This is a genomic window from Mobilicoccus massiliensis (assembly GCF_000826525.2).
Taxonomy (GTDB): Bacteria; Actinomycetota; Actinomycetes; order Actinomycetales; family Dermatophilaceae; genus Mobilicoccus; species Mobilicoccus massiliensis.
In genome coordinates, this window is the sequence record NZ_LN651328.1 from 136,634 (window position 1) to 157,919 (window position 21,286).

Below are 21,286 nucleotides of genomic sequence, written 5' to 3' on the forward strand. Positions count from 1 at the left end.
TGGTCACGGTGTCTGCTCCTTGCTGGCGCCCGCGTGACGCGGGCTGTCCGGGCGGTCGTTCGGCTGCGCCGTCGTCCGCGGTGCTTGCCTGGTTCGGGCGAGCATGCTCGCCGGGATGCGGTCGGCTCCTGCGGCGAGGAGCTCCTGCGCGAGGGCGACTCCGAGGGCCTGCGGATCGGCCGGGTCGCCGGTGTTCTCTTGGCGTAACGCGATCGAGGCGTCATCGCTTCCGGCGAAGGCCTCCAGCCTCAGGTGGCCGTTCTCGACGCGGGCGTACGCGCCCACCGGGGCGGTGCAGCCGGCCTCGAGAGCCCGCAGCAGCGCCCGCTCGGCCGTGACGGCGGTGCGAGTGGTCGCATCGTCGAGGCCGGTGACGATCTCGACCACGCGCGGGTCGGTCTCGCGGCATTCCACGGCCAGGGCGCCCTGCCCGGGGGCCGGCAGCATGACCGCGGTGTCGATGACGTCGGTGATCTCGTCCTCACGCCCGAGGCGGCGCAGCCCCGCGCCGGCGAGCACGACGGCGTCGAGCTCGCCGGAGGTCGTACGACGGATGCGGCCCTCGACGTTGCCGCGGATCGCCACGATGCGCAGATCGGGGCGGTGAGCCATGAGCTGGGCGGCGCGCCGGGGCGAGCCCGTGCCCACCGAGGCGCCCTGCGGCAGGTCGTCGAGGCGGAGGCCGTCGCGCGCGATCAGCACGTCGCGGGGGTCCTCTCGCGGCGGGATGCCCGCGATGACGAGCCCCGGCTCGGGCAGCACCGGCAGATCCTTGAGCGAGTGCACCGCGAGGTCCACCTCGGCGGCGCGCAGGGCCTGACGCAGCGCGGAGGCGAACACACCGGTGCCGCCGATCTGCGTGAGCGGCGCGTAGTTGACGTCACCCTCGGTGACGACCTCGACGATCTCCACGTCGATCCCACGCGCCCGCAGGAGGTCGGCGACCCAACCGGACTGGGTCGTGGCCAGCCGGCTGCGGCGGGTGCCGAGACGCAGGACGGGTCGACTCACCGCAGGTCACCCGCTCCCCCACGCCGCGGCGGACGGGTGACCGTGGCGACGTGGGCGTGATCGAGGTCGAACAGCTCCCGCAGCGCCTGGGCGTAATCGCCACCAGCCCCTCGGCCGGCGGCCGCGAACTCCTTGACCCGCACGGTGGGCGTGTGCAGGAGCTTCTCGACGACGCGGTGCACGGCGAGCTTGACCTCGCTGCGCGCCTGGTCGTCGAGCCCCGGCATCCGGGAGTCGAGCCGCTCGAGCTCGGTGCGCACGACCGCGGCGGCGTGCTGGCGCAGCGCGGCGACGGCCGGGCCGACGGACTCCTGACGGCGGGCGAGAAGGAACGCGGCGACCTCGGCGACGACGAGATCCTGCACCTGCTGCAGTGCCTCACCACCGAGCGAGACCTCCGAGAGGTCGCGGCCGAGATCCTCGAGGGCGAGGACGAGGCAACCGGGCAGGTGGGCGACGGCGGGGTCGATGTCGCGCGGCAGGGCGAGATCGACGAACGCCATCGGGCGGCCGTCGCGGGCCTCGACGGCGCGGGCGACGACCTCGGCCTCGACGACGTGGTCGGTCGCGCCCGTGCAGGACAGGACGACATCGGCCTCGGCGAGCACGGCGGGCAGATCCTCCCAGGCACACGCGGTGGCTCCGGTGGCGGCGGCGAGCCGGCTCGTGCGTTCGGGCGTGCGGTTGACCACGGTGAGCGCGGTGATGCCCCGGCGGGCGGCGGTGGTGGCGACGAGCGAACTCATGGCCCCGGCTCCGACGACGAGGACGGAGGCGCCGGTGAGGTCGCCGACGTGCGCCTGTGCGCGGTCGAGGCCGGTCTCGACGAGCGAGGAGCCGTACCGATCGAGCTCGGTGTCGGAATGGGCTCGCTTGCCGACGCGCAGAGCGTGTTGGAGCAGGAGATTGAGCTGGTGGCCCACCGAGCCCGTGGCCTGACCCCGCGCGAGGGTCTCGCGCACCTGGCCGAGGATCTGTGCCTCGCCCACGGCCATGGCGTCGAGGCCGCACGTGACCGAGAACACGTGGGCGATGGCCCGGTCCTCGTAGTGCACGTAGAAGGCGGTGTTGAGCTCCTCGCGATCGACGCCGGTGACGGCGGCGACGGCGTCACCGATGTGCGCGACCGCCCCGTGGAACGTCGAGGCCTCGGCGTACACCTCGATGCGGTTGCAGGTCGAGATCAACGCGATCTCGTCGACGTGCTCGCCGGCGAGCAGGAGGTCGGTGAGAGCCTGCTTGTGCGAGGTGTCCAGTGACAGGCGTTCGAGCAGCGACATCGGCGCGCTGCGATGGGAGATGCCCATGACGATGAGGCTCATCGACCCACCCCCCGAACCTCGCAGAGGACGGGCGCACTACGATGGCGGCGTCGCCCGTCCGTGGCCGATGCGGCATGAACGGTCAACGGTGTCTCCGACTCCTGATCGAACGTGGATGACGAGGGTGTCTGACTCAGGACGTCGTTCACCTTAGTTCCACCCTCCGTCCGGGACAAATGCCGAGCGGGTCGTACTCGTCACGCGAGACGGCCCACACGGGCCAGGTGCGCTCACGCGCTGCGCGCCGCCCCCAACCGCTCCGACAGCTCGCTGCGCAGGCGGCGCTCGCTCACCCGCCAGTAGTCGTGGATCTCACCGTCGATGAGTGTCACCGGAATCTGTTCCCACCACATCGGATCGGGATCGACGATGTCGGGCAGCGACCGTTCGTCGAACGTCACCCCGAGCTCTCCGGTGACCCGGACGACGACGTCACGGGCCAGCGTGCACAGGTGGCAGCCGGGCTTCGTGATGAGCGTCACGGTAGGGGTCTGCGTGCTGTCCATGGCGACCACTGTATGACGGTCGTCCTGATTCTCCGTCATCGTTGAGATGGAACGACCGTCCTGGTCGGGGTTCGCAGGCCGTTGACGTGCACCGTTGCCGGGCCACCCGTCGATCGGCCTCGATTCGGGTCGCGTTTCGGGCTCGGGTTTCGGACTCGGGTCTCGGGCTCGGTTCCGGGCCGGTTCAGAAGGGCGATCCGCGCTGCGCGAGCAACGTGTGCAGGGTGCGTTGGATGGTCTCGCGCACGTCGTCGGCCAACTCGAACACCGTCAACGGGTCGTCGGCCGCGTCGGGCCCGAGGTGGCGGGTGTCCAGCGGCTCACCGAAGTCGATGATCCACCGCGTGGGCAACGGGATGACGCCGAGGAGCCCCAGGTGGGGAAAGGTGGGCGTGACCGGCAGGTACGGCAGGCCGAACAGCCTCGCCAGCGGGGCGAGGTCGGCGAGCATCGGGTACGCCTCCTCGGCACCCACCACCGAGCACGGAACGATCGGCACACCCGCGCGCAGGGCCGTCGCGACGAATCCGCCGCGGCCGAAGCGCTGCAGGCGGTAGCGCTCGGAGAACGGCTTGCCCAGCCCCTTGAACCCCTCCGGCCACACCCCGACGACCTCGCCCGACTCGAGCAACCGGGCAGCGTCGAGCTGACTCGCGAGGGTCGTCCCCGCGCTGCGCGCGATCTCGCCGACGACGGGAGAGGCGAAGACGAGGTCGGCGCCGAGCGGACGCAGGAACCGGTGCGCCGGGTGCGCGTCATGGACGGCCACCGCCGTCATCAGGGTGTCGACGGGAATCGTGCCCGAGTGGTTCGACACGACGAGCGCCCCACCGGAGCTCGGGATGTTCTCCACCCCCCGCACCTCGACCCGGAACCACCGGCGGTACAGCGGCCGCAGGACGGGCAGGTAGACGTGCTCGGTGAACTCGCGGTCGAACCCGAACTCGTCGACGACGTAGTCGCCCTCGAGTCGCCGCCGCAGGAACGCGAGGGTCTGCGCGACGGCCTCCTCACTCTGTTCGGCGTCCAGGCCGGCATGGCCGGTGAGCCACCGGAGCACACCCACGAGGATGCCCACCGCCTCCTGCGGGCCCGTCCCCGGCGGCAGCACGGTCAGCAGTCGACGCACGAGTTCGTTCATCGACCCTCCTCACGACGGGGCAGGTCGGGCACGACGGTGAGCCGCGGGGTCTCCGGACGGGCGAGATCGCTCGCGGGACGCGAGGGGACGACGCCCCACGTCTCGCGGGCGTACCACTGCACGGTCTCGCGGGTCGTCATGCGGGGGACGAAGCCGAGCACGTCGCACATGCGGCTCGTGTCGAGACACCGGCCGAACATCACGTAGTCGATGTGATCGGGTTCCACCCCCGCGATGCCGGCCCAGCGCGCGAGGCGCCCGAGTGCCCGGCCGGTCGTGGTGAGCACGGGCACCGACGGCCGGTGCGCGAGCCGCAGGAGCTGACGCAGGGTGACCACCCCGTCCCCCGCGACGTTCAGCGTGTCGACGGGCTCTCCCGACGCGGCGGCGACGAGCACGTCGACCGCGTCGTCCTCGTGCAGTGCCTGGATCCGGGCGTCGAACCCGAGCGGCACCGGCACCACGGGCGCACGAAGGTAGTTCGTCATCGCGCTGTGCGAATGCCGCCCGAAGAGGTGGGTGAGGCGCAGGATGCTGATCCCGACCTCGGAGCGGCGGCGCGCCACGGCCCGCACGTACGACTCGACCTCGATCGCGTCGCGCACGTGGCCGCCGCGGGCGAGCGTCGTCGTCGGGGTCTGCTCGGTGACCACCGCGGGAGAGGACGCCGACGAGCCGTACACCGAACCGGTCGAGGCGAGCACGACGTGCCGCAGTTGCGGCACGGCCTGGCACACCCCGAGCAACTGCATCGTGCCGATGACCATGGCCTCACGCGCCGCCACCCGCGCCGAGCGGCCCGTCGCGGCGGAGGGTTCGGGGACGTGGACCAGGGTGTCGATGCCCGCCTGGCGGACGACGCGACCGAGCAGGGGGTTGCGCGCGTCCGAACGCAGGAACTCCGCCTCCCCGAGGGGGAACTCCGGGGCCATGACGTCGACGCCGACGACCCGTTCGACGCCCTCGCTCGCGGCGAGCGCGCGGGCCACTCCCGCACCCAGGTACGTGGACACGCCGGTGACCAGGACCGTCGTCGGCATCGCGTCTCCTCCCGCGCCGTGGTGCGTCGATCCTAACGAGGGCCGCGGCGGCGCGTCGCGGGCACGACTCGGGGGGATGGACGGGCCTCGTTGCGCCCGGCCGGGATCCGGATACGCCTCGGGCCGTGGTCGTCGCGTGACGACCACGGCCCGAGGCGGTCGGGCGTTGCCGACCTACTTCTTGTTACGACGCTGGTGGCGGGTCTTGCGAAGCAGCTTGCGGTGCTTCTTCTTCGCCATGCGCTTGCGGCGCTTCTTGATGACAGAACCCATGGGCAAACCTCATCGCTCGCACCGAGGTCGTCCCCGGTGACTGGGGTGGAACGGGCCGGATGCGCGAGGCGAGCGGCCCGGAGGAAACGGTCGAGCACGCTCGGCCGACTCCGGCGGTCGTGCTCGACGCGCGTCGGGCCCGTCGCGCCCGGGGCGCGAGGATGCGCGGCCGGACACGACAGACGATCGCCCCAAGACTACCGTGCCGCGCGGGGTGACGAAAACGCAGCGAGAACCCTGCTCTGCCGGACGGGGGGCCAGGTGTAGCTCCGACGCCCGGGCCGGCGTACACCGGATGCCGTACACCCGATGCTGCAGGCGGCCCTCAGTCGAACCACAGATCGAGGCCGTGGTGGGGGAAGACGGACTCGCGCGTGCGCATGACGGCGCGGTCGACGGGATTCTCCGGGTCGTAGCCGACCTCCCACGAGCGCCACCAGATGCGGCCTCGCTCGGACGTGCCGTCGCCCATCACCGGCGGCGGCTCCTCACCGAGACGCTCGGCGACGTCGTCGAGCCAGCCCGCGGGGACCTCGGTCTCGACCGGGATGGGGCGGTGCATCGCGATGGCCGTGAGGTGGGTCCATGTGCGCGGCACCACCTGCACGACCTCGTACCCCCCGCCGCCAAGCGCGACCCAGCGGCCGTCGCACAGTTCGTGGGAGAGGTCGTGCAGGGTCTCGGCCACGATGCGCTGGGCGTCCACCGAGACCGAGAGGTGGGCGAGCGGGTCACGAAAGTGCGAGTCGGCGCCGTGCTGGGTGACGAGCACCTGGGGACGGAACGCCCGCAGCACGGCCGGCGCGACCGCGTGGAACGCGCGCAGCCACCCGGCGTCGCCCACGCCGGGCGGGAGAGCGAGGTTGATCGCGCTGCCCTGCGCGTCGGGGCCGCCGAGATCGCCGGGAAAACCGGTGCCGGGGAACAGGACCGTGCCCGTCTCGTGTATCGAGAACGTCAGCACCCGCGGGTCGTTCCAGAACATGCGCTCGACGCCGTCACCGTGATGGGCGTCGACGTCGACGTAGGCGATGCGTTCCACACCCTGTTCGAGCAACCAGTCGATGGCGACGCCCGCGTCGTTGTAGATGCAGAAGCCGGACGCGGCGCCCGGCATGGCGTGGTGCAGGCCGCCGGTGAAGTTGACGCCGTGCCCGACCTCGCCGCGCCAGACGCCCTCGGCCACGGCACGGCTGCCCTCGGCGATGCGAGCACTGATGTCGTGGATGCCGCGAAAGGCGGGATCGTCCTCCGTGCCGAGACCGAAGCGGGCGTCGGCGTGGTCGGGATCCTTCGAGGCGCGCCTGACGGCGTCGATGTACTCCGGGGTGTGGACCCGGGTGAGCAGCGCATCGTCGGGGGTGTCGGGGGCGATGATCTCGGCCTCGTCGTCGAACAGACCGAACGAGCGGCACAACCTCGCGGTGAGGTCGAGCCGGATCGGGTTCATCGGGTGCCCGACACCGAAGTCGTAACCGGTGAAGGAGTCGTCCCAGACGATGCGGGCTTGTGCCATGCACGAACGCTATCGGGCCGCGCAGCGGTTGACGGCCCAAGGGGCCGCCCGATTAACGGCCCACCGACGGTGCGATCAGCGCCGCAGCGCCAGCACCATCGCGATCTCCTCCTCGATGCCCTCCGACCGGGCGGCGTCGGTGCGCGGCTCGCGGCGGTGCTCGGTGGGGCGGAACCCGTAGCTGCTCGCGAACGCGACCGCGGGCACGTTGTCGGTGCCCACCCAGTAGACGAGCTGGGAGGCGCCCTTCTTCTCGGCGACCTCACCGGCCACGACGACGAGTCGCGCGGCCACACCCTCGCCGCGCAGCTTGGGGTCGACCCACAGGCTGAAGAGCTCGGCGGCGTTGTCGAAGAGGTCGTCCTTCATACGGACCGACGCGATACCCACCGGCGTGGAGTCTCTGGTGACCACGAGGCGGTCGGAGCGGTTCATCCGATCGCGCCAGAGCTGCTCGTCGTAGGCCTCTTCGGTCTCGATGTCGGCGACGAAGGCATCCGGCGACTCGCGGAGGGCCCGCAGGCGCATGTCGCGGTACTGCTCCCATTCGTCCTCTGAGAGCACTCGAACGGAGAGATCCGACATGAGGTTCCTTTCCTCGCAACCGACCTATCGGCCCCCGGGGCCCAGAACACAGTAACAGCGCTCGGCGGCCGCCCGCTGCCCTCCGCCGAAGGGCGAGAGCCGCTCCCCGTCAAGAAGATCGAACGTTCAATCACCCAGCTCGGCGGACCTGCGCGTGGCCGCGCCGACGGCCTCGATCAGGTGGTAGCGCACGGCTCCCCGGTCGAGGGCCCGCAGGGCGGCGGCGGTGGAGCCACCGGGGCTCGTGACCTGCTCGCGGAGTATCGCGGCAGGGGTGTCGCCGTCGCGCAGCATCGTCGCCGCGCCGAGCAACGTCTGCTCCGCCAGCCGGGTCGCGACGGGGCGCGAGAGGCCCTCGAGGACGCCGGCCTCGATGAGTGCATCCGCGACGTAGAAGACGTACGCCGGCCCCGACCCGGAGAGGCCGGTGGCGGCGTCCTGCATCGACTCCGCAACGACCTCGGTGTGACCGCAGGCCTGCAGCAGGCGGTCGACGGTGGCGACCTGCTCGTCGGTGCAGTGCGCGCCGGGGCTGACGACGAACATCCCCTCACCGACGAGCGCGGGGGTGTTGGGCATGACGCGGACGACGGGCAGCTGCGCACCCGCGTGCTCCTGCAGGGTCGCGAGCGTCACCCCGGCGGCGAGCGAGACGACGACGGTGTCACGGCCGAGCGATCCGGCGACCTCGTCGAGCACCTCGGCGACGAGGTAGGGCTTGAGGGCGACGACGACGATGTCGGCTCCCTCCACGGCCGTCTCGTTGTCGGCGGTCGCCTCGACGCCGCGCTCGCTCCAGCGGGCACGGGCCTCCTCGCTCGGATCCGTGACCGTGACGTGCTCCGGCGGCAGCCCCGCCTCGAGCAGCCCCGAGAGCACGGCGCCGCCCATGACCCCGGCACCGAGGAAGACGATGCGGCCGTCGAAGTCGGAGAGATCGGGAGTGTCGGTGGTCATCGTCGTCTCCTGTCGGTTCGACCGGGTGGTCGGGGGCGGGCGAGTCGGGCGGGTCTGGCGCAGAACGGGATCGGCCGGATCGGTCGTCCGGGACGCGACCGCTCGGAACGCGCCGGTTCAGAACCGGGCGGGTCTGGCGCAGAACGGGATCGGCCGGATCGGTCGTCCGGGACGCGACCGCTCGGAACGCGCCGGTTCAGAACTTCAGAATGTCGTGGCGCGGACGAGGGCGAGGATCTCGCGAGGGCTGTCGGCGACGCGGCGGGCGATGTAGGGATACCACTCCTCGCCGAACGGCACGTAGACCCGCAGCCGGTCGCCGCGGTCGGCGATCTCGGCCTGCTTCTCGGGGCGGACCCCGTACCGGAGTTGGTACTCGATTGTCGACGGGTCGCGGCAGAGGCGGCGCGCGAGGGTCTCGGACAACTGCAGCAGCCGCTCGTCGTGGGTGGCGACCACGACCGGGCCGCGCCCTTCGAGCAGGTGCTGGACCGCGCGGACGTACGCGCGGTCGACGTCGGCGCCGCGGCGGAAGTGGTCGGCGTCGTGGGCCGGGGCGCCCTTGGTGAGACGTACCCGAGCACCCGTGGCCGCGAGTGAGCGGCAGTCGGACTCGGTGCGTCGCAGGCAGGCCTGCAGCGAGAGGCCCAGCGTGGGGTGCTCGGCCCTGACCTCGTGGAACGCGGAGATCGTGGCGTCGGCGGGCACGGCGGGTTCGACCTCGACGGTGAGGCTGACGCCGTGCTCGTCACCGATGCGGGCGAGCTCGCGCAGGTGGTCTCGGGCGCTCGCCCGCCCCTGCCCGCAGGTGGTCTCGGGCGCTCGCCCGCCCCTGCCCGCCCAACGCGGCGCCGAACGCCGAGAGCCGCACGCTCACGTCGGCGAACCCGTCGTGGGCGAGGCCGGCGTCGGAGAGCCTGCGGACGAGTTTGCGGATGCGCTTGACCCGCTTCTCGGTGCGTACGAGGTCGTGCGGCTCACTGACCAGGTGGGTGATGCTCACCCTGCGGCCGCGCTCCTCGAGCCAGGAGGCCACGTCCATCGCCGAGGAGATCGACTCGCCGGCGACGTAGCGGCGCACGATCTCGTGGCTCATCGTGCGGTTCTCGGCGGCACGCCGCAGACGCGCATCGGTCGCCACCCGGATCAACGTGTTCTGCACGGTCAGACGAGCGGCCTCCACGCCGTCCCCTTCCGAGTCGGCCCCGCAGGGCATCTCTTCACCACCGGCTCTTCGCCACCGTCAGGCTAACCGCTGGCCCGCACCGGGACAGCGGTGGATTCGGGCGCCTCCTCGCGCGGCGGGACGCGGCGTCAGGCCGGGGGCAGGCCCTCGGCGAGGTGGGTCCGTGCGAACTCGAGGGACTCGCGCAACGCCGCCTCGCGGCCCTCCGGCTTGAACCGGCGGGTGCCCACCTCGACGACGACGTCTCCGGTGTAGCCGGCGGGGCCCAGCCGGCGGAGGAACTCCGCGCACGGCTGCTTGCCGCGGCCGGGCACGAGGTGCTCGTCCTTGACCGAGCCCGAGCCGTCGGCCAGGTGCACGTGGGCGAGGCGCCCGCCGAGATCGGCCTGCATCGCGAGCACGTCGGAACGGGCCGTCGCGGAGTGCGAGAGATCGAGGGTGACGTGCTCGTAGGGCTGCGGCACCGGGTCCCATCCGGGCAGGTAGGCCTGCACGTGCCGGCCCGCCCGCCACGGGTACATGTTCTCGACGGCGAGCGTGATGCCGGTCGTCTCCTCCCGATGCGCGACACCCTCGGCGAAGGACGAGGCGTACTCCTTCTGCCACCGGAACGGCGGGTGCAGCACGACGACGTCGGCGTCGAGGTCGTGGGCCAGCTCGATGGAACGGTCCACCTTGTCCCAGGGCGAATTGCCGTAGACGCGCTGGGTGACGAGCAGCGTGGGGGCGTGGATCGAGTGGATCGGGAGGCCGTGCTCCTCGACGAGCCGGGTGAGCTGGATCGCGTCCTGGGTGGTGGGGTCGGAGAAAATCATCACCTCGATACCGTCGAAACCCAGCTTCTTCGCGAGCTGGAAGGCGGCCGCGGGTCCGAGGGGGTAGACGGACGAGGTCGACAGGGTCACGTCCACGCCGGGCTGTCCACTCATACGACTCAGCGTAGGGGGTCGGCGATCAGGCGTCTGCCGTGTCCGGGTCGTGCGAGAGCACGAACGCCTTCGGTGCCGGGATGAGGTCGAGCTGCTGAAGGATCACGCCCTCGCGCAGCGCCCACGGGCACACGACCATCTCGTCGATACCCGCGAGGTCCATCACGGCCTCGACGACCATGGCTCCGGCGAGCACCTGGCGCGAGCGGGTGTTCGAGACGCCGGGCAGCGCCGCGCGCTTCTCCTGCGGCATCGCGGCGAGCTGGGGCAGCACCTCCTTGAGGCCCGTGCGCGAGAGGGTGCGCCGCGTGTAGATGCCCTCGCCGCTCGGGGCGGCTCCCGTGAGCCGGGCGAGGGAACGAATGGTCTTGCTCGTGCCGACGTACAGGTCGGGCGAGCCCACCTTGTTGAGATCGCGCATGACCCGGGCGATCTCGGTGCGGATCATCTTGCGCACCACCTTGAGCTGGGCCGGTTTGGGCGGGTCGCCGGGCAGGTACTCACGGGTGATGCGCCCTGCCCCGAGCGGGAGCGACAGTGCGACGTCGGGGTCCTCGTCGATGCCGGAGGCGAGCTCGAGGGAGCCGCCGCCGATGTCGACCATGAAGATGCGTCCCGCCGACCAGCCGTGCCAGCGACGCGCCGCGAGGAAGGTCAGCCGCGACTCGTCCGAGCCGGAGAGCACGACGAGTTCGACCCCCGTCTCGGTGTGGATGCGGTCGAGGATCTCGTCGCCGTTGGGCGCCTCGCGGATCGCGCTCGTCGCGAACCCCATGAGCGTCTCGACCCCGTACTCGTCGGCGACGTCGAGGCACTCACGCACGAACCCGAGCAGCCGCGCCGCCCCGTCCTCGCTGATCACGCCCTTGGCGTTCATGTAGTCGAACAGGCGCAGATCGACCTTGTACTTGCTCGCGGGGATGGGGTGCGCGCCCCAGAACGCATCGACGACCAGCAGGTGCACCGTGTTCGACCCGACGTCGATGACTCCCATCCGCATGTGCCGAAAACTACCCGCCGCCTCCGACACGCGCCGAGACAGCCGCCGTTTCCGGCCGCGTCTCATCCTCCGCCGAGCAACGCGCCTCCCGAGGGCCGAAGCGGCGGCTGTCTCGGCGCAGTCCACGCGTAGCCTGGCGCGGTGACGTCAGCAGAGCGCGGAGGGCGCGGAGAGCCCGGCGACGCCGTGGGGAACGGTGCCGAGCGGGAACTCGGCGAGCCCGACTCGCGCACGTGGGTCGAGTTCGACGATCCGGCCGAGGACGGGCAGCGGTTCCGGTGCGACCTGACCTGGCTCACCTCCGACTACCACTGCATCTTCGGCGCCGGATGCCCCGGCATCGACCGTGACCGACCCGACGACGGATGCTGCGTGCTGGGCGCGCATTTCACCGAGGACGCCGATCGCGACCGCGTCGAGGCCGTGGTCCGCGATCTGGGCGCACAGGAGTGGGAGCTGCGCGACGAGGCCCTCGCCGACGGCTGGATCGAGGTCGAGGACGGCGCCGAGAAGACCCGCGTCGTCGACGGCGCGTGCATCCTGCTCAACGGGCCGGGGGCACCGATGGGGGCCGGGTGCGCGCTGCATCAGTACGCGCTCGCCCGGGGTCTCGAACCGCACACCGCCAAGCCGGAGGTGTGCTGGCAGCTCCCGCTGCGGCGCACCTATCGCACGGTGACGCTGCCGGACGACACCGAGTACCTCGAGATCTCCATCGGCGAGTACACGCGCGCCGGGTGGGGACCGGGGGGCCACGACCTCGACTGGTACTGCACCTCGTCCCCACTCGCGCACACCGGTCGCGCACCGTTGTACGTGACGTCGGAGGCCGAACTCGTCGAGCTCATGGGCCGGCCCGCGTACGACGTGCTCGTCGAACGGTGCGAGGCGCACCTCGCGGGAGTGCGCGCGGCGCGGGCGATGCCCGAGGGAGCCCGCATGCTGCCGCTGCTCGTGCATCCGGCGACGCTCGCGGCCCGGGACGAAGCCTGAGGGGTGTCCGTCGTCGAACTCTGCTGGGGTGCGGTCTTCGAGGCACGTCTCCGGCACGCGAGGCACCCCTCGCATGACGTGTTCACCGTCATCGTGCCGTGCACGGATTCACCGCGAGCTCACCTGGGGCGAGCCTGCGCGGCCGCGGGTCGCAAGGGTTGTCGGCGGCTCGGTCTAGCGTCTCGGGCATGACGACGAGCGCCTCCTCCACCCGCCGCAAGGGCGGCCGCGCCCCTGCACCCGCCGGGCATCGCTGCACCGAGTGCGGCTGGACCTCGGTCAAGTGGGTCGGCCGGTGCGGTGGGTGTCAGGCCTGGGGCACGGTCAGCGAGATCGACGGCGCGCCGGCGGGTCGTACGCGACCGGCGGGCAACGTCGCCCGACCCGCGCGGCCCATCGGCGAGGTCGACGCCACGGCCGCGCAGGCGACGAGTACCGGGGTGCCGGAGTTCGACCGCGTGCTCGGCGGCGGGCTCGTCAAGGGCGCGGTCGCGCTCGTCACCGGCGAGCCCGGCATCGGCAAGTCGACACTGCTGCTCGACGTCGCCGCCCGTGCGGCTCGGCTCGGGCAGACGGTCCTCTACGTCACGGGCGAGGAGTCGGCCGCCCAGGTGCGCCTTCGAGCCGAGCGCATCGACGCCGTGGCCGACAACCTCTATCTCGCAGCGGAATCCGATCTCGGCACCGTGCTCGCCCAGATCGATCGGCTCTCCCCCGACCTCTTCGTCCTCGACTCGGTCCAGACCATCAGCTCCACCGAGGTCGAGGGGGCGGCCGGCAACGTGTCGCAGGTCCGCGAGGTCGCCGCGGCGGTCATCGGGGCCGCGAAGGAGCGTGATCTGTCGACGCTGCTCGTCGGGCACGTCACCAAGGACGGGGGCATCGCCGGGCCGCGCGTGCTCGAGCATCTCGTCGATGTCGTCGTCCAGTTCGAGGGCGACCGGCACACCCGGCTGCGCCTCGTTCGCGCGGTGAAGAACCGGTACGGGCCCACCGACGAGGTCGGCTGTTTCGACCTCGGCGAGCGCGGCATCCTCGGCCTCACCGACCCGAGCGGGCTCTTCCTCTCCAGCCGAGACATGGAGGTGCCGGGCACGAGCGTCACGGTCACGCTCGAGGGCAGGCGTCCCCTCGTGTGCGAGGTGCAGGCGCTGCTCTCCAAGGCCGGTGGCGGATCGCCGCGTCGCACGACCAGCGGCCTCGACAACTCCCGCATCGCGATGGTGCTGGCCGTGCTCGACAAGCACGTGCGCATGCCCGTCGGCGAATGCGACTGCTACGTCTCGACGGTCGGCGGTGTGCGGCTGACCGAGCCCGCGTCCGACCTCGCGACGGCCATGGCCATGGCGAGCTCGCTCGCCGACCGGCCCATCCCCCGCGGCACCGTCGTCATCGGCGAGGTCGGTCTCGCGGGCGAGCTGCGCCCGACCGCCGGTGTGGCCCGCCGCCTCGCCGAGGCCGGCAGACTCGGCTTCACCCAGGCCCTCGTGCCCGCCGGGTCGGTGGAGGCGGGCGACATGCCGCGCGGACTCCAGGTGCATCAAGTGCAGCGCCTCGCCGACGCGGTGCGGGGCCTCATCGGATCCGGCCGGTAGACTTCGGCATACGACCAGCTCAACGGCCCGCGGCCACGCGCGACGCCGTGAGGCGCCACACAGACGCGGCCAGGCCACCCGAGGCCGCGTCCCCCGCGTGAGGAGAGCTCGTGGCCGAGATCGACGAGGAGCTTCGTCAGGCCCTGGCCGCCGTCGCTCCCGGCACCGAGTTGCGCGACGGCATCGAACGCATCCTGCGCGGTCGCACCGGCGCACTCATCGTGCTCGGGTACGACAAGGTCATCGAGGACATCGCCACCGGCGGGTTCCCGCTCGACATCGAGTTCTCCGCCACCCGGCTGCGGGAGCTGGCCAAGATGGACGGCGCGGTCGTCGTCGACGGTCAGGTCTCTCGCATCGTGCGGGCCGCGACCCAACTCCTGCCCGACGCCTCGATCGAGACGAACGAATCCGGCACCCGCCACCGCACGGCCGAGCGGGTGTCGATCCAGTCGGGTTTTCCGGTGGTCTCGGTGAGCCAGTCGATGCAGATCGCCGCCCTCTACCTGGCCGGGCGCCGGCATGTGCTCGAGAACGCCGCCACCATCATCAGCAAGGGCAACCAGGCCCTGCAGACCCTCGAGCGGTACAAGAACCGCCTCGACGAGGTCATGGGCACGCTCTCGGCCCTCGAGATCGAGGATCTCGTCACCATCCGCGACGTGGCGGCCGTGCTGCAACGACTCGAGATGGTGCAGCGCATCCGCGACGAGATCTCCGGCTACGTCGTCGAACTCGGCACCGACGGCCGGCTGCTCAGCCTGCAGCTCGCCGAGCTCACCAGCGGCATCGACCGCGACCGCGACCTCGTCATCCGCGACTACCTCAGCCCGATGTTCGAGCGCACGCCCGAGGACGTCATCGAGTCCCTCGGCTCGTTGTCGCAGACCGCGCTGCTCGACGTCGCCTCGGCCTCCGCTGCGCTCGGTTACTCGACCCTGCCCGAGACCCTCGACGAGTCCACGAGCCCCAACGGCTACCGGATCCTCTCGAAGGTCCCGCGCCTGCCCGGGGTCATCGTCGAGCGCCTCGTCGAGCACTTCGGAGGTCTGCAGCGCCTGCTCGCCGCCAACCTCGACGAGTTGCAGCGCGTCGACGGCGTCGGCGAGGGGCGTGCGCGCGCCGTGCGCGACGGGCTGTCCCGGCTCGCCGAGTCGAGCATCCTCGAGCGCTACGTCTGAGAGGCTGACAGCAGGCGTGGCCGCCGGCCGGGGTCGGGCTCTGGCAGACTCCCGCAGCGTGGCACCGCTCTCCCCTGCTCCACCGGCCGTCGACGACCTGCATCGACGCATCCTCGACTGGTACTCCCGGGCCGGTCGAGACCTCCCGTGGCGGCGCGCCGGCTCCACCCCGTGGGGCGTGTTCGTCTCGGAGGTGATGAGCCAGCAGACCCCCGTCGCGCGCGTCGAACCGGCGTGGCTCGCGTGGATGGACCGCTGGCCCACGCCGGCCGATCTCGCTGCGGACTCCCCGGGCGAGGCGGTGCGCCTGTGGAACCGGCTCGGCTATCCACGCCGAGCCCTCCGACTACGTGAGGCAGCGCAGGCGATGGTCGAGCGCCACGGCGGAGAGGTGCCGCGCGAGGTGGAGGCGCTGCTCGCGTTGCCGGGAGTCGGGGCCTACACGGCGGCCGCCGTCGCCGCGTTCGCCTTCGGCACGCGCAGCACCGTGGTCGACACGAACGTGCGCCGGGCCGAGGCCCGCCTGGTCACCGGCGTCGCGCTCCCTGCACCCACCCTGACCAGGGCGGAGACCGCTCTCGCCACCTCGCTGCTGCCCGCCGACGATGCCGACGCCGCGACCTGGAACGTCGCCGTCATGGAACTCGGCGCCCTCGTCTGCACGGCGCGCGCACCGCGGTGCGCGGCCTGCCCCGTCGAGGACCTCTGCGTCTGGCGGGCCGCCGGGTCGCCCGCCTACGGCGGCCCGCCGCGTCGGGGCCAGTCCTGGGCCGGCACCGATCGGCAGGTGCGCGGGCGCATCCTCGCGCTGCTTCGCGAGTCGGCTCACCCTCTCTCGGCCGCCGACCTCGTGGCCGCCTGGCCCGACGACGACGCGAAACGTGCGCGCTGCCTCGCCGGTCTCATCGAGGACGGGCTCGTCGAGCCGGTTACCGACGGCCTCGAACAGTACCGACTGCCGGTCTGACGCAAAGTCACGCAACAAAGACCGGTCACGCGACCTCTCCGCGACGCGGCGACCGGCATCGCCCCAGGTCACAGGCGCGCCGCCTCGTACGACCGCGCGCGTGACCGGTCTTTCTTGCGCGAGTTCGGGGACGACCCGCCCAAGGCCCCGACGCCACCACGCCTCGTGGCGGCACAAAAGCACGACACGCGTCGCTCGTGAGTTAGGTTGAGCGACTGTGTCCAGTGCCGCGCCCACCCGCCCGCGCGAACACCAGCCCTCCTCTGCCGCCGCCCTGTTCGCGTTCGCCGCCTGGGTGCGGGTGTTCGTCGTTCGCGTTCGCCGCCTGGGTGCGGGTGTTCGTCGTGCTCGTGGTCGCGGGCTTCCGCCGCTTCACCGCCTACCGGCTCGCGGCTCTTGCGGGCGTCGTCGCGAACGTGACGTTCGGGTACATCCGCGGCGCGGTGCTGCTCGCGATCGCCGGCGCGGCGAGCGTTGCGGCGAGCGGCTATTCGGCCGACAGCCTGATGACCTACAACTGGCTCACGCAAGCGTCGATCGGCGCCCTGGCGATCTGGGGGACGAACGAGATCACCGAGCGAGTGCGCACCGGGGACATCGCGGTGGACCTCGCGCGCCCGTTGGATCTCATGACGACCTACCTCGCCCAGGACCTCGGCCGGGCGGGTGCCGCCGCGGTGCTCCGCGGACTCCCGACCCTCGCCGTCGGTGCGCTCACCGTGGGTCTCGCTCTGCCCGCGGCCCCGAGCTCGTGGATTCTCGGCGTGGCCGCGGCGGTCACGGGGGTCGTCGTCTCGTTCCTCTCGCGCTTCCTTCTGCAGCTCACGTCGTTCTGGATCGTCGAGACCCGGGGACTTCAGACGCTCTACATGGTCGCCTCGGGCTTCTTCTCCGGGCTCGTCTTTCCACTCGCGCTCATGCCTTCGTGGCTGCAGACCCTCGCGGCCCTCACCCCGTTCCCGGCGATGTTGCAACTCCCGGTGGATGTCCTCTCCGGCCGCGTGACCGGCGTCGATGCATGGAACCATCTCGGCGTCCAGATGCTGTGGCTCGCGGGCCTCACGGTCGCCGGACGCCTGATGCTCGCTGCCGGCACTCGCCGACTCGTCGTGCAAGGAGGCTGACGTGACCGATCTCGCGCGCTCGGCCCGCGCCTACCGGGCGCTGCTCGCCTCACGAGTACGCAGCCAGAGCGTCTACACGACCTCCTTCGCGCTCGACGTCCTCGCGTCGGTGCTCACCGGCGCCGTCGAGTTCGCCGAGGTCTGGATCGTCTTTCACAACGTGCGCAGCCTCGGCGGATTGACGTTCCCCCAGATCTGCCTGCTGTTCGGCATCGCGCACGTCGGATTCTCGTTCTCGCAGGTGTTGTTCGGTCACGTCGACCGCATCACCCGCTACCTGCGCGCGGGCACGCTCGACGCGTTCTACCTGCGTCCGCTCTCGGTGCTGGGGCAACTCGTGACGAGCGAGGTCGCGCTGCGTCGCGTCGGGTGGGCCGCGCTCTCGGTCGTCGTCCTGGGATGGGCTCTCACCGCCGTCGACATCGCGTGGTCGCCGGCCACGGTGCTGCTGCTCGTGCTCGCGCTCATCTCGTCGATCGCCCTGTTCGGAGCCCTGTTCGTCGCGGCCGCCGGCCTGCAGTTCTTTCTCGTCGACGCCGAGGAGATGACCAACGCCTTCACCTACGGCGGGCGGTACGCCTCCCAGCAGCCGGCGTCGATCTTCGGTCCCGGGCTGATCGTGGCGTTCGTCTTCGCCGTGCCCGTCGCCTTCACCGGGTACGTGCCCATGCTCGGGCTGCTCGACCTGCCCGCGCCCGCCGCGTTGCCGTGGCTCGGCCCCCAGTTCGCCTGGGCGGCACCGCTCGTCGCCGTGTGGACGTGGGTGCTCGCGCTGGGGTGCTGGCGCCTCGGAACCCGTCACTACCAAGGAGGCGGCGGATGAACACCCCCGTCATCGAGAGCATCGCCCTCACCCGCGAGTTCACGGTGCGCCGGGCCGGAGCCCGGTTCGCCCGCCGCGTCGTGCGCGCCGTCGACGAGCTCACGTTCACCGTCGCCCGCGGCGAGGCCGTCGGATACATCGGCGCGAACGGGGCGGGCAAGTCGACGACGATCAAGATGCTCGCGGGCATCCTCACCCCCACCTCGGGCGCCGTGCGCACGTGCGGTCTCGACCCGAGCCGGCAACGCCGTGACCTGGCCCGTCGTATCGGCGTCGTCTTCGGCCAGCGCAGCCAACTCTGGTGGGATCTGCCACTGCGCGACACCTACCCGATCCTCGCCGCCGTCCACGGCCTCACCTCCGCCGACGAACACCGACGCACGGCCGAACTCGTCGAGGCGCTCGAACTCGGCGGATTTCTCGACACCCCGGTGCGGCAACTCTCCCTCGGCCAGCGGATGCGGGGCGAACTGGCCGCCGCGCTGCTGCACTCCCCCGAACTCGTCGTGCTCGACGAACCGACGATCGGCCTCGACGTGCTGAGCAAGGCGCGACTACGCGCGTTCCTGCGTACCGAACGCGAACGCCACGGCACGACACTCCTGCTCACGACCCACGACATGAGTGACATCGCCCACCTCTGCGACCGGGTGCTGCTCGTCGATTCAGGGCGGCTCGTCTATGACGGCGACCTGCCCTCGCTGGCCCGCTCGGTCGGGGCTCGGCGGATGCTCGTCGTCGATCTCGAACTCCCGAAACCCGATTCGATCGCCCTCCGCGGCCCCGACGGCCGTGCGCTGGACGGTGTCGACCACCTGGGCTCGGAGGCCGACGGCCTGCGTCACCGGTTCGCCTTCGACGCCGAGCGGGTCTCCGCCGCCCGGCTGCTCGACGCGGTCTCCGCGCACGCCGAGGTGCGTGACCTGTCCATCGAGGAGCCCGACATCGAGGACGTCGTCCGGCACGTCTACCGGCAGGCGGCGTCACACGACGAGGCGTGACGCGGTCAGGGACGCGGGGCGCCCACTCGCCAGAATCCACTGGCCATGACGGCGCGTCGTGACACGCCCCGCTGCTTGACGAGGTGACGCCGGCATGCGGCGATCGTGCCGGCCTCGGCACAGACCCACGCGTAGTCGATCGGCGCGACGATCGCCTGTTCGAGCTCGGCGAGCAGCGCCGATCCGGGGGCGGAGTCACCGCGCAGAACCACCGGCACACCGGCAGCGACGACCTCGTCGTGGACGAACTCGGCCGTCGGCACCTCGACGAGCGCGGTGAGAGCGCGATCGGGGTGGGCCTCGAGGATCGCGAGCAGGCCGGGCAGGCCGGTCTCGTCGGCGAGGAGTACCTGATGGCCGCCTGCCGGTGCGCCCGCGTACAACGCCCCCTGCACTCGCACTCCGACCTCGTCGCCGGGCCGAACGGCGCGGGTCCACCGCGCCCCCGGCCCGTCGTGGGCGCTGTTGACGATGTCGATGTCGATCTGCGAACCGCGTTGGGCGCGAATGGTGTACCACCGCAGGTCTGGCCGCACGTCTTCGGGGACGCGGGTGAGCTCACCGCGGGGGTTGTCGCCGGCCGGCGGCAGCTGCACCGGGACGCCCGGTCGCGGCATGAAGAGTCCGACGTACTCGTCGGCGCCGAGCCGCTCGAGCGTCTCGAGCTCGGGGGCGTCGAGTGTCACCCGCCGGAACATCGGCGACAGATCCCGCACGCCGGCCACCCGCGCGACGAACTGCGGACACGAGGTGCGCTTCGGCGGCACCGCCATCGTCGCCGACGCGACGGCGGAGTACGCCGCCACGACCCCACGCTCGAGCACCGACCCCATGAACCGACCCTTCGTCGCAGATTAGGTGCGCCTAACCTAACACCGCGGCAGGCGGCCGGGACCGGCGTTTGCTCGGAGAGGGTGACGGACATCGACAGCGTGCTCGATCCGTGCACGGGTTCGATACATCCGGCACGCCGTCGAAGACGTGCATCGAGAACTGAAGACGGACATCGAGACCCGAAGACGTGCATCGATGAGCGAAGGGGTGCATGGAGGGTCGGCGGGTCGTACGGAGAGCCGGAGGGGTGCACCGACCACGGAACGTGTGCCCGCCGTGCTCGCCGAGCGACCGTCGCACTGTTCGGCCGGCGCGAGGACTCGGGCGGTGTGTCGTCAGTCCTCGTGTTCCACCCGGACGCGGCGGGGCGGGGTGAAGGCGTGGATGGCGATGACGTCGGGTTCGTCGGCGATGCCCGGACCGCCCTCGTCGAGCCACGTGGACAGGGCGGCGCGCACGTCGGGATCGTGCGTGTCGCGCAACCAGCAGGGGCGCCCACCCGCTCGACGACCGGCGGGCGAGGGCTGGACGACGGTGACGCTGTCGCCCTCGCACACGTCGAAGCACTCGACGGATCGGGAGCGGACGTCGGCCCGCGTGCCCAGCCCCTCCAGCGGCACCCGACCGACGACCTCGTAGCCGTCACCGGCCCAGCACTCTCGGCACACGGTGATCCCCACCTGCGACGACTCCGCCGCCGCAGAGGTCTTGCGCCCGGAGGCTCGCCGGGTGCCCTGGTCGGTGGCAGCCTTCTGCTGCGCGGATTCCGCCGCCGCGGACTTCTTGCGCCGGCTCACAGGATCTTCAGCATCCGGGTGTTGCCGAGGGTGTTCGGCTTGACGCGTTCGAGGTCGAGGAACTCGGCGACACCCTCGTCGTAGGAGCGCAACAGCTCGGCGTAGACCTCGTGCTCGACGGGGATGCCCTCGATCTCGGCGAAGCCGTGGCGACCGAAGAACGCGGTCTCGAACGTCAGGCAGAACACCCGGGAGACGCCGAGGTCGCGGGCGTCGTCGAGCAGTCGTCGCAGGATGGCGGCGCCGACGCCGGTGCCCTTGTGGTCGGCGCGCACCGTGAGCGTGCGGACCTCCGCGAGGTCCTTCCACATCACGTGCAGGGCGCCGCACCCCACGACCTCGCCCGCGTCGTCGTGCACGACCCGGAACTCGGGAACGGTCTCGTAGTAGGCGACGCGTTCCTTGGCCAGCAGCACGCGCTTGCCGGCCTGGGGCTCGACGAGGGCACGGATGCCGTCGACGTCGCTGGTGCGGGCGGGGACGACCTCGATCATCGGGACAGTAT

General features: G+C 71.6%; 23 protein-coding genes. 7 read left to right on the forward strand and 16 right to left on the reverse strand.

What is annotated here, in order from left to right:
* Nucleotides 1–3: 3 nt before the first annotated feature.
* The 13 genes from hemC to BN1197_RS06715 all read right to left on the reverse strand — a co-directional run bounded on the left by hemC (nucleotide 4) and on the right by BN1197_RS06715 (nucleotide 11,466).
* Entirely contained in the window at nucleotides 4–1,011 is a 1,008-nt protein-coding gene (gene hemC, locus BN1197_RS06655) for a hydroxymethylbilane synthase (RefSeq protein WP_052466129.1), read from the reverse strand.
* Entirely contained in the window at nucleotides 1,008–2,333 is a 1,326-nt protein-coding gene (locus BN1197_RS06660; protein ID WP_040157518.1) for a glutamyl-tRNA reductase, read from the reverse strand. Before BN1197_RS06660 ends, hemC begins: the two co-directional genes overlap by 4 nt.
* 230 nt (nucleotides 2,334–2,563) lie before the next feature.
* Nucleotides 2,564–2,839 carry a glutaredoxin family protein gene (locus BN1197_RS06665; protein WP_040157995.1) on the reverse strand — a complete coding sequence of 92 codons (276 nt, stop codon included), beginning with the start codon at nucleotides 2,837–2,839 and terminating at the stop codon, nucleotides 2,564–2,566.
* 184 nt (nucleotides 2,840–3,023) lie between these two features.
* Nucleotides 3,024–3,980: a lysophospholipid acyltransferase family protein gene (locus tag BN1197_RS06670; protein WP_040157521.1), complete on the reverse strand. Its 957-nt coding sequence runs from the start codon at nucleotides 3,978–3,980 to the stop codon at nucleotides 3,024–3,026.
* Nucleotides 3,977–5,020, reverse strand: coding sequence for an NAD-dependent epimerase/dehydratase family protein (locus BN1197_RS06675; protein WP_052466130.1), 1,044 nt, complete (start codon nucleotides 5,018–5,020; stop codon nucleotides 3,977–3,979). The genes BN1197_RS06670 and BN1197_RS06675 overlap by 4 nt, the downstream gene beginning before the upstream one ends.
* A 174-nt stretch (nucleotides 5,021–5,194) precedes the next feature.
* Nucleotides 5,195–5,293, reverse strand: coding sequence for a 30S ribosomal protein bS22 (locus tag BN1197_RS06680; protein WP_003792170.1), 99 nt, complete (start codon nucleotides 5,291–5,293; stop codon nucleotides 5,195–5,197).
* Between the two features lie 325 nt (nucleotides 5,294–5,618).
* Nucleotides 5,619–6,809, reverse strand: coding sequence for an acetoin utilization protein AcuC (locus tag BN1197_RS06685; RefSeq protein WP_040157523.1), 1,191 nt, complete (start codon nucleotides 6,807–6,809; stop codon nucleotides 5,619–5,621).
* A gap of 75 nt (nucleotides 6,810–6,884) precedes the next feature.
* The gene (locus tag BN1197_RS06690; RefSeq protein WP_040157526.1) at nucleotides 6,885–7,394 is read right to left on the reverse strand and encodes a GNAT family N-acetyltransferase; all 510 of its coding nucleotides are present in this window, start codon (nucleotides 7,392–7,394) and stop codon (nucleotides 6,885–6,887) included.
* Nucleotides 7,395–7,520: 126 nt separating this feature from the next.
* Nucleotides 7,521–8,351, reverse strand: a complete 831-nt coding sequence (proC, locus tag BN1197_RS06695) for a pyrroline-5-carboxylate reductase (protein WP_052466131.1) — start codon at nucleotides 8,349–8,351, stop codon at nucleotides 7,521–7,523.
* Nucleotides 8,352–8,555: 204 nt separating this feature from the next.
* Complete coding sequence (locus tag BN1197_RS06700; RefSeq protein ID WP_082043697.1) at nucleotides 8,556–9,125, reverse strand: proline dehydrogenase family protein; 570 nt, start codon at nucleotides 9,123–9,125, stop codon at nucleotides 8,556–8,558.
* Nucleotides 9,100–9,534 (reverse strand): hypothetical protein, encoded by a 435-nt coding sequence (locus BN1197_RS06705; protein WP_052466133.1) that lies wholly within the window; start codon nucleotides 9,532–9,534, stop codon nucleotides 9,100–9,102. The genes BN1197_RS06700 and BN1197_RS06705 overlap by 26 nt, the downstream gene beginning before the upstream one ends.
* A gap of 131 nt (nucleotides 9,535–9,665) precedes the next feature.
* Complete coding sequence (locus BN1197_RS06710) at nucleotides 9,666–10,466, reverse strand: sugar phosphate isomerase/epimerase family protein (RefSeq protein ID WP_040157528.1); 801 nt, start codon at nucleotides 10,464–10,466, stop codon at nucleotides 9,666–9,668.
* Nucleotides 10,467–10,491: 25 nt separating this feature from the next.
* Nucleotides 10,492–11,466 carry a Ppx/GppA family phosphatase gene (locus BN1197_RS06715; RefSeq protein ID WP_052466214.1) on the reverse strand — a complete coding sequence of 325 codons (975 nt, stop codon included), beginning with the start codon at nucleotides 11,464–11,466 and terminating at the stop codon, nucleotides 10,492–10,494.
* Nucleotides 11,467–11,652: 186 nt separating this feature from the next.
* On the opposite strand from BN1197_RS06715, the gene BN1197_RS06720 reads away from it, so the two are divergent.
* From BN1197_RS06720 to BN1197_RS06750, 7 genes are all read left to right on the forward strand, one after another.
* Complete coding sequence (locus BN1197_RS06720; RefSeq protein WP_040157531.1) at nucleotides 11,653–12,459, forward strand: DUF3109 family protein; 807 nt, start codon at nucleotides 11,653–11,655, stop codon at nucleotides 12,457–12,459.
* 188 nt (nucleotides 12,460–12,647) lie between these two features.
* Complete coding sequence (gene radA, locus BN1197_RS06725) at nucleotides 12,648–14,054, forward strand: DNA repair protein RadA (RefSeq protein ID WP_040157534.1); 1,407 nt, start codon at nucleotides 12,648–12,650, stop codon at nucleotides 14,052–14,054.
* Between the two features lie 110 nt (nucleotides 14,055–14,164).
* Nucleotides 14,165–15,235: a DNA integrity scanning diadenylate cyclase DisA gene (gene disA, locus BN1197_RS06730; protein ID WP_040157537.1), complete on the forward strand. Its 1,071-nt coding sequence runs from the start codon at nucleotides 14,165–14,167 to the stop codon at nucleotides 15,233–15,235.
* 58 nt (nucleotides 15,236–15,293) lie between these two features.
* A complete protein-coding gene (locus BN1197_RS06735) occupies nucleotides 15,294–16,202 on the forward strand; it encodes an HhH-GPD family protein (RefSeq protein WP_245851844.1) in 909 nt (302 codons plus the stop codon).
* Between the two features lie 329 nt (nucleotides 16,203–16,531).
* Nucleotides 16,532–17,326 carry an ABC transporter permease gene (locus BN1197_RS06740; RefSeq protein ID WP_040157541.1) on the forward strand — a complete coding sequence of 265 codons (795 nt, stop codon included), beginning with the start codon at nucleotides 16,532–16,534 and terminating at the stop codon, nucleotides 17,324–17,326.
* A 1-nt stretch (nucleotide 17,327) separates the two neighbouring features.
* Entirely contained in the window at nucleotides 17,328–18,149 is an 822-nt protein-coding gene (locus BN1197_RS06745; RefSeq protein ID WP_040157544.1) for an ABC transporter permease, read from the forward strand.
* Entirely contained in the window at nucleotides 18,146–19,150 is a 1,005-nt protein-coding gene (locus BN1197_RS06750) for an ABC transporter ATP-binding protein (protein ID WP_040157547.1), read from the forward strand. Before BN1197_RS06745 ends, BN1197_RS06750 begins: the two co-directional genes overlap by 4 nt.
* 5 nt (nucleotides 19,151–19,155) lie before the next feature.
* Here the strand turns inward: BN1197_RS06750 and BN1197_RS06755 are convergent, their stop codons facing one another.
* The 3 genes from BN1197_RS06755 to BN1197_RS06765 all read right to left on the reverse strand — a co-directional run bounded on the left by BN1197_RS06755 (nucleotide 19,156) and on the right by BN1197_RS06765 (nucleotide 21,275).
* Entirely contained in the window at nucleotides 19,156–19,983 is an 828-nt protein-coding gene (locus BN1197_RS06755) for a siderophore-interacting protein (RefSeq protein ID WP_052466134.1), read from the reverse strand.
* A 336-nt stretch (nucleotides 19,984–20,319) separates the two neighbouring features.
* Nucleotides 20,320–20,781: a hypothetical protein gene (locus tag BN1197_RS06760; RefSeq protein WP_052466135.1), complete on the reverse strand. Its 462-nt coding sequence runs from the start codon at nucleotides 20,779–20,781 to the stop codon at nucleotides 20,320–20,322.
* Complete coding sequence (locus BN1197_RS06765; RefSeq protein WP_040157550.1) at nucleotides 20,778–21,275, reverse strand: amino-acid N-acetyltransferase; 498 nt, start codon at nucleotides 21,273–21,275, stop codon at nucleotides 20,778–20,780. The genes BN1197_RS06760 and BN1197_RS06765 overlap by 4 nt, the downstream gene beginning before the upstream one ends.
* Between the last annotated feature and the right edge of the window lie 11 nt (nucleotides 21,276–21,286).